Genomic DNA, 7210 nt, shown 5'->3' with positions numbered 1-7210 from the left:
ACGGATAGAAGGTGGTCTCGACGCACACGGTCGAACGCCCGAACAGCAACCGCCACGCCAGACATCAGGAAAGCAAAGAAGCAAGCAACCAGAGGTTGACAGTGGACGGCACATAGAAGGAGCGCACATGGGCGCGACCGCGGAGCTTCGGATTGCCGCAGATCGGGGAACGATTGCGACGCTGGGGTCGCGGCCGTGTCCGCTCCTAGAAGAGCGGTGGTGGTGGCCGGGATGGCGGAGGGGCGTCGCTGTTGTAGGAGCGCACATCGGCGCGACCGCGGAGCTTCGGATTGCCACAGATCGGGGAACGATTGCGACGCTGGGGTCGCGGCCATGTCCGCTCCTACAAGAGCGGTGGGGGTGGCCGGGATGGCGGAGGGGCGTCGCTGTTGTAGGAGCGCACATGGGCGCGACCGCGGAGCTTCGGATTGCCACAGATCGGGGAACGATTGCGACGCTGGTGTCGGTGAGAGCACTGGTTCCCCAGGTCCCAGGCCAGCCTTGCGGGGTCGCGCCGCGGCCCGGACACTGACCGTATGACCTCTGGCGCCTCATCCACCCTGTCGAAAGGCCATCGCGCCCTACGCAGGGGGCGGCATTCAATCGCCGGCCAGATCTACCTGGTCACCACGGTGTGTCTTGGTCGGCACCCGACGTTCGCCGATCATCACGCGGCCCGCGTGGCGTCGCGAGCGCTTCATTCGACCGCCACCCTCCGCGGCGCTCATTGCCTCGCCTGGGTGGCGATGCCGGATCATGTGCACCTGTTGCTCCGGCTCGGAGAAGGTGTCTCGCTTTCAAAGGCGGTCATGCACCTCAAGACAAATGTCGCCAGGCAGGTCAATCGGGAGACCGCGCGAAGCGGTTCCCTGTGGCAGCGAGGATTCCATGACCGTGCGTTGCGGGAGGATGAGGATGTGCGCGATGCGGCGCGGTACATCGTGGCCAATCCGCTTCGTGCCGGGTTGGCCGAGAGCGTTGGCGAGTATCCCTATTGGGATGCGGTTTGGCTTGATTGAAGGCGTGGGGGTTGCAGCAGGCAGCGACGGCGCGGATCCATGAGAGACCGTGGCAGGACGGTGCTCCGCGGTCGCGCCCGTGTGCGCTCCTACGAAAGCGCGCGGTTTTCAACCACTACGTGGGTCGGCTCGGGTTGTAGGAGCGGACATGGCCGCGACCGGGGCCTGCGGTTTTGCCGCGAACTGGGGCAGAACGACGCGATGCGGTCGCGCCCGTGTGCGCTCCTACGAAAGCGCGCAATTTTCAACCACTACGTGGGTCGGCTCGGGTTGTAGGAGCGGACATGGCCGCGACCGGGGCCTGCCGTTTTGCCGCGAACTGGGGCAGAGCGACGCGCCGCGGTCGCGCCCATGTGCGCTCCTACGAAAGCGCGGGGGCACGGCGGTGCGCAGGGATGGGGGCTGCGAATTCGACAGCCTCGCTAGAGCTTCAGGCGGAAGCCGAAGACGGCGAGGTCCTGCTGGAGGAAGTCGAGGTCGTCGGAGCGCTGGAAGCCGAGGGCTTCGTACATCGACCAGGCGGGTTTCATGGCGCCGGTGGTATGCAGGATGACCTGGGCGTGGCCGGCGGCGCGGGCGAGGTCGATGCAGTGGAGGGTGAGGGCCTTGCCAGCGCCCTGGCCGCGGTGGGCGGGGTCAACGCCGAGGAGGCGTATGCCGGAGGCGTCGCGCTCCCGGGTGGCCGTGCCGCCTGAGCCGTACTGGGCCATGTCGGCGAAGTAGACGACGCCACCGAGCAGGTGGCCGTCATTGTCCAGGGCGACGAGGACGCGGGTGCCGGGGCGCTCGGTGAAGCGGACGATGTCGCGCAGCATGGCGTAGTAGTCGGGCTGCTCGGCGGGCGAGGGAAAACCGGGCAGTCGTTCGTATACGCGGGCCAGCAGCTCGCCGAGCGCCCTGCCCTCATCGCCTGCCCGGACATCACGGATCTGCATGGTGGACCTGCCTCGCGGATGCCTGTTGAACGGGGCCGGGCTTCGCGCGCGGCAGGCCGGGCACGAGTGGCATGTCTCGCCGCGCGGCGTCGAGATTCTCGACGAGGTGCTGCATTCGCGTCGTGTTGAAGAGGACGCAGCTGAGGCGGGGCTGCTGCAGCGCCCAGCGCAGCGCCAGCGGTGGCCCGTTCCAGCCGGGCACCTTGCCGAGGCAGCGCAGGGCGCGGGCGCGCTGCCAGTCGGCGCGGCTGGGGCCCAGCGCGCGCAGCCAGTACCAGAGATCGCGCGGGCGCCGCAGGCGGGTCCAGTCGAGCGCGTAGAGGGCGCGACCAAGGCCGGCAGCGGCAATCACCGCCTTGCCGGCGCCGGCCAGTTCGTCGACCAGGGCCGCGCGCTCTGGGCGCAGCACGCTGTAGTCGAGCATCAGCAGATCGAGCAGGGGCTGGCGCGCGGCATGGCGCAGGGCCACGGCGTCGAAGCTGTTGAGGCCGAGCAGGTCGACCTTGCCCTCGGCGCGCAGCGTCGCCAGGCAATCGATCAGCTCGGCATCCATGCGCTCGGCCGGACAGCCGTGCAGCAGCAGGGCCGGCAGACGATCAAGACCGAGTCGACGGCGGCTGCGCTCGACGCTGTCGCGGATCGCGCGCGGAGAGAAATCCTTGAGCGGGCGGCCGCCGCGGATCTCGGTACCGGCCTTGGTGATGACCAGCAGGTCGTCCCGCGCCCTGCCCTGCAGCGCCCGGCCCAGGCGCTGTTCGCCGCAGCCGTCGCCGTAGCTGGGCCCGGTGTCGAAGACCTCGACACCCCGTTCCATCGCGGCATGGACCAGGGCGATGGCCTCGCGCTCGGAGAAGCGCGGCTGGGCCCACCAGCTGGCGCAGCCGAAGCCGAGTTCCGAGCAGTGCCGACCGGTGCGGCCAAGCGGTCGTCGGTTCATCGGCAAGCTCAAGGCACCCGGCACCGCAGCGGGCGCCGACGGGCCTACCAGCCGCTGCCGAGCGGCTGGGACTCGCGCTTGCGGTCGTAGGCGCGCAGCTCGTCGCGGATATGGGCGATGCGCTGGCGGCCGAGGGTGTTGCGACGGTCGTCGAGCACCTGGGCGTCGAGCAACTCGGCCATGCGCTGGGCGGCCGGCAGCATGGTGTCCCAGGCGTCAAGGCCCGGCAGCGGGCCCGGCAGGGTCATGAAGAAGCTGAGGCCCGGGGTCTGCAGCGTGTCCAGCGCGCGCATGTCGAAGCTGCCCGGCTTGACCATGTTGGCCACGCTGAACACCGGCCCCTGCTCGGGGCGGCCGTCCACGAGGCGATGAAAGATGTTCATGGCGCCGAAGGTCAGGCCGGCCTTCTCGGCGGCCACCACCAGCTCGCTGCCGCGGATCATCTCGCCATCGGCGGCCTGCACGAAGAGGCTGACGATCTTGTCGAAGTCGGCCGGCGGGCCCTTGCCGCCGCCACCGTTGCCGTTCTGCGCCGGGCGCGACTTGCCCTGCAGAACGTCGTCGAGGCGCTCCAGCTCGGCGTCGATGTCCAGCTCGGCGTTCTCGCCGTCGCCGTCACCCTCGCCCAGGACGGGTTCGCGGCGGCCGCCGGCGGCGGCCTCGCCGCTGCGCTTGCCCTGCGGCGGACGGCGTGGCTGGCCGAACACGTAGATCAGCCCGAGGGCGGTCGCGCCGACGGCAGCGACGATCAGGGCGATGGTCGGGTCCCAGTTCATTGAACGTGCTCTCCCTGGCGGTGTCCGCGGCGATTATGCCGCGCCGGCGAGGCGTGCGGCCTCGGCAAGGTCGACCGAGACCAGGCGTGAGACGCCCGGCTCGCGCATGGTGACGCCGGCCAGCTGCTGGGCGGCTTCCATGGTCGCCTTGTTGTGGCTGACGAAAAGGAACTGCACCTTCTCGCTCATCTCGCTGACCATGTTGCAGAAGCGGCCGACGTTGGCCTCGTCCAGCGGCGCGTCGACCTCGTCCAGCAGGCAGAACGGCGCCGGGTTGAGGCGGAAGATGGCAAACACCAGGGCCACCGCGGTCAGCGCCTTCTCGCCGCCGGAGAGCAGCGAGATGTTGGACACCCGCTTGCCCGGCGGGCGGGCCATGATCGAGACGCCGGTGTCGAGCAGGTCGTCGCCGGTCAGCTCCAGATAGGCATGGCCGCCGCCGAACAGGCGCGGATACAGCTCCTGGATGCCGGTGTTGACCCGGTCGAAGGTGTCCTTGAAGCGGCCGCGGGTCTCGCGGTCGATCTTGCGGATGGCGTCCTCGAGGGTCTCCAGCGCCGCGGTCAGGTCGGCGTGCTGGGCGTCGAGGTATTCCTTGCGCTGCGATTGCTCGCCATATTCCTGGATGGCGGCCAGGTTGACCGGCTCCAGGCGGCGGATGCGGGTCTCCAGCTCGCCGACGCGCTGGCGCCAGCGCTGGACCTGGGCATCCTCGGGCAGGCTGGCGAGCACGTCCTCCATGGTCCGCTCAAGCTCGGTGACGTGCTCGACCAGAGCCTGGGCCTTGAGCGCCGCGGCCTGCTCGGCCAGGCGCCTCTGGGCCAGCGAGTCGCGCAGGGCCAGGGCCGCCTGGTCGCTCTTCTGCCGCTGCGACTCGTAGTTGCGCAGCTCGTTCTCGATGCCGTCGAGGGCCGAGCGGGCGTTGGCGAGGTCCTTCTCGGCCACCACCCGCTGTTCCAGCGCGGCCTGGCGGGCCTGCTCGATCTGCTTGATCGGCGAGTCGCCCTCGGCCAGCTGCTCGGCCAGCTGGCCGCGGCGCTGCTCGAGCTGGGTGCGCTGCTGGGCCAGGCGCTCCACCGCCTGGCGCAGACCGGCCAGGCGCGAGCGCTGCGACTCCAGCTGCAGGGCCAGGCGATGGGCTTGGTCGCGGGCGGCGGAGGCGGCCTGGCGGCTCTGCTCGCGGCGCTGGTGCAGGGCATCGCGTTCGGCCTCAAGCTGCGGGCGAGACTCGGCCATCTGGGCCATGCGCTCGACGGCCTCGGCCTGGGCGGCGCGCGCCTCGCGGGCGGCCTCGGCGGCCTGCTGCGAGGCCTGGCGCAGCGAGGCGATCTCGCTGTCGATGCGCTCGCTGCGGCTGCGGGCGTTGTCCAGCTTGCCGCGCAGGGCCTGCAGCTCGCCGCCCAGTTCGGAGGCGGCGCGGTGGGCCAGGTACAGGGCGCGCTGGGCGTCCTCGCGCTGCTGCTCGGCCTCGAGCAGGCGCGACTTCATTCCGTTCAGCTCGTCGACGCGCTGCATCTCCTGCTCGGAGAGCGCGTCGAGTTCCTCGCGCAGGCGCTGAATCTCGCGCTCGCGGGCCAGGGTGCCCTGCTGCGACTCGGCCGAGCGCGACAGCCGCGCCCAGCCGGCACCGCTCCACAGGCCGTGCCGATCGATGCCCGGGCGGGCGTCGTCGCTGGCGCAGTGGGCTGCCGCGTCCTCGGCGGAATCGAGACGGCGGATGCCGGCCAGCATGCGCAGCACGGCGTCCGGGCCCTTGACCCGGGCCGCCAGCGAGGCGGGATCGACCTCGACCCCGCGGGTTGCCGCATCGACCAGGGCGACGCGGCCCTCGGACAGCTCGGCCAGCGCAGCGATATGTTCAGCGGGGCCGTCGACCAGGACAGCTTCGAGCAGGGCGCCGAGTGCGGTTTCCACCGCCAGCTCCCAGCCCGGCTCGACCTCCAGCGTTTCGCCCAGGCGCTTGGCATCGGCCAGGCCACGCGACTGCACCCAGGCGAGGCCACCGCCGCTTTCCTGGCCAAGGGCCGCGTGCTGCAGGGCCTCCAGCGATGCGAGCCGGCCGCGGCCGGACTGCACCGACTTGCGCAGCTCGTTGAGGTCGTGCTGGCGCTGGCGCTGCTCCTCCTGCACCGCCAGCACACCCTGCTTGCGCGCTTCGAGCTCCTCGCCGAGGGTGTCGAGGCTGGCCTGCTGCTGCTCGTGGGTCTCGGCCAGGGTCTGCAGCTGCTCGCCGAGCGCGTCGAGGTCGAGCGCGGCGCGCTCCTCACCGAGGGTCTCGATGCGGGTGGCGGCGTCGGCGGCCTGCTTCTCGAGCATCTCGATGCGCGCGCGGCCGACGTCGGCGCTGCGCCCGGTCTCGGCCTGGGAGGCGACCAGGGCGTCCCAGCGCTGCTGCCAGCGCGAGGTTTCGGCCTCGACCTCGCGGACCGCGTCCAGCGCGGCCTGTTCGGCCTCGCGGGCCTCGACCAGGGCCGGCTCGTCGAGCTCGATCTGCTCGACCAGGGTGTCGATCTGCTCCTGGTCGGTGCTGAGGTGGGCGGTGACTTCCTCCAGCGAGCCGGCGGTTTCCTCGTTGGCCCGCTGCAGCCGGGTCAGCAGCTCGCGCTGGTGCTGGACCTGCTGTTCGAGCCGGGCGATCTCGGCACCGACCCGGTAGCTTTCGGCCTGGGCGTTGCTCAGCGTGGTCTGCGCTTCCTCGCGCTGGCCTCGGCACAGCTCGATCTGATGCTCGGCGTGGCGCTGCTCGGCGACCAGGGCCTCGAGCTTGACCTCGTCACCGCGCAGGGCATCGCGCAGGCCGCCGAGTTCGCCGTCGACCTGTCGCCATTCCAGCGCATGCAGCTGGGCCTGCAGCTCGCGCTGCTCGGCCTTGAGCTGCTGATACTGCTCGGCCTGGCGGGCCTGGCGTTTCAGGTGTTCGAGCTGCTTGCCGACCTCCTCGCGCACGTCGTTCAGGCGATCGAGGTTCTCGCGGGTGTGGCGGATGCGGTTCTCGGTCTCGCGGCGGCGCTCCTTGTACTTGGAGATGCCGGCGGCCTCTTCCAGGTAGACGCGCAGGTCCTCGGGACGGGCCTCGATGATCTGGCTGATCATGCCCTGCTCGATGATCGAGTAGCTGCGCGGACCAAGGCCGGTGCCGAGGAACAGGTCGGTGATGTCGCGGCGCCGGCAGCGGGTGCCGTTGAGGTAGTAGGCCGACTGGCCGTCGCGACTCACCAGGCGCTTCACCGAGATCTCGTTGAAGCGGGCGAACTCGCCGCTGACCGTCCCGTCGCTGTTGTCGAAGATCAGTTCGACCGTCGCCTGGCCGACCGGCTTGCGCGCGGACGAGCCGGAGAAGATGACGTCGGTGAGGCTGTCACCGCGCAGGCGCGAGGCCGAGCTTTCGCCCATCACCCAGCGCACGGCGTCGATGATGTTCGACTTGCCGCAGCCGTTGGGGCCGACCACGCCGGTCATGTTGGTCGGCAGGTGCAGCGTGGTCGGGTCGACGAAGGACTTGAACCCGGCCAGCTTGATGGTGGTCAGCCGCATGCGCCCGGC

5 protein-coding genes are annotated in these 7210 nt (G+C 70.6%); 1 reads left to right on the top strand and 4 read right to left on the bottom strand.

What is annotated here, in order from left to right:
- Positions 1-536: 536 nt before the first annotated feature.
- On the top strand, positions 537-1019 hold the full coding sequence (locus M0G41_RS16270) for an REP-associated tyrosine transposase (protein WP_248211006.1): 483 nt from the start codon (positions 537-539) through the stop codon (positions 1017-1019).
- Positions 1020-1441: 422 nt separating this feature from the next.
- Here M0G41_RS16270 and M0G41_RS16265 read toward each other — a convergent pair whose 3' ends face one another.
- From M0G41_RS16265 to smc, 4 genes are read right to left on the bottom strand one after another with little or no spacing between them, the layout of a single operon-like run.
- On the bottom strand, positions 1442-1954 hold the full coding sequence (locus M0G41_RS16265; protein ID WP_248211005.1) for a GNAT family N-acetyltransferase: 513 nt from the start codon (positions 1952-1954) through the stop codon (positions 1442-1444).
- Positions 1941-2891: an aldo/keto reductase gene (locus M0G41_RS16260; RefSeq protein WP_248211003.1), complete on the bottom strand. Its 951-nt coding sequence runs from the start codon at positions 2889-2891 to the stop codon at positions 1941-1943. Before M0G41_RS16260 ends, M0G41_RS16265 begins: the two co-directional genes overlap by 14 nt.
- A 44-nt stretch (positions 2892-2935) precedes the next feature.
- On the bottom strand, positions 2936-3667 hold the full coding sequence (gene zipA, locus M0G41_RS16255; protein WP_248211002.1) for a cell division protein ZipA: 732 nt from the start codon (positions 3665-3667) through the stop codon (positions 2936-2938).
- A gap of 33 nt (positions 3668-3700) precedes the next feature.
- A complete protein-coding gene (gene smc / locus M0G41_RS16250; protein ID WP_248211000.1) occupies positions 3701-7201 on the bottom strand; it encodes a chromosome segregation protein SMC in 3501 nt (1166 codons plus the stop codon).
- Between the last annotated feature and the right edge of the window lie 9 nt (positions 7202-7210).

The organism is Pseudomarimonas salicorniae (assembly GCF_023156535.1).
Lineage (GTDB): Bacteria > Pseudomonadota > Gammaproteobacteria > Xanthomonadales > Xanthomonadaceae > Pseudomarimonas > Pseudomarimonas salicorniae.
The sequence above is the reverse complement of the archived record's forward strand: the minus strand, read 5'-3'. Positions and strand labels throughout refer to the sequence as shown.

Bases quoted from the DNA above. Each gene is read 5' to 3' on its own strand.
- M0G41_RS16270 (WP_248211006.1), top strand. From the start codon at position 537: ATGACCTCTGGCGCCTCATCCACCCTGTCGAAAGGCCATCGCGCCCTA.
- M0G41_RS16265 (WP_248211005.1), bottom strand. From the start codon at position 1,954: ATGCAGATCCGTGATGTCCGGGCAGGCGATGAGGGCAGGGCGCTCGGC.
- M0G41_RS16260 (WP_248211003.1), bottom strand. From the start codon at position 2,891: ATGAACCGACGACCGCTTGGCCGCACCGGTCGGCACTGCTCGGAACTC.
- zipA (WP_248211002.1), bottom strand. From the start codon at position 3,667: ATGAACTGGGACCCGACCATCGCCCTGATCGTCGCTGCCGTCGGCGCG.
- smc (WP_248211000.1), bottom strand. From the start codon at position 7,201: ATGCGGCTGACCACCATCAAGCTGGCCGGGTTCAAGTCCTTCGTCGAC.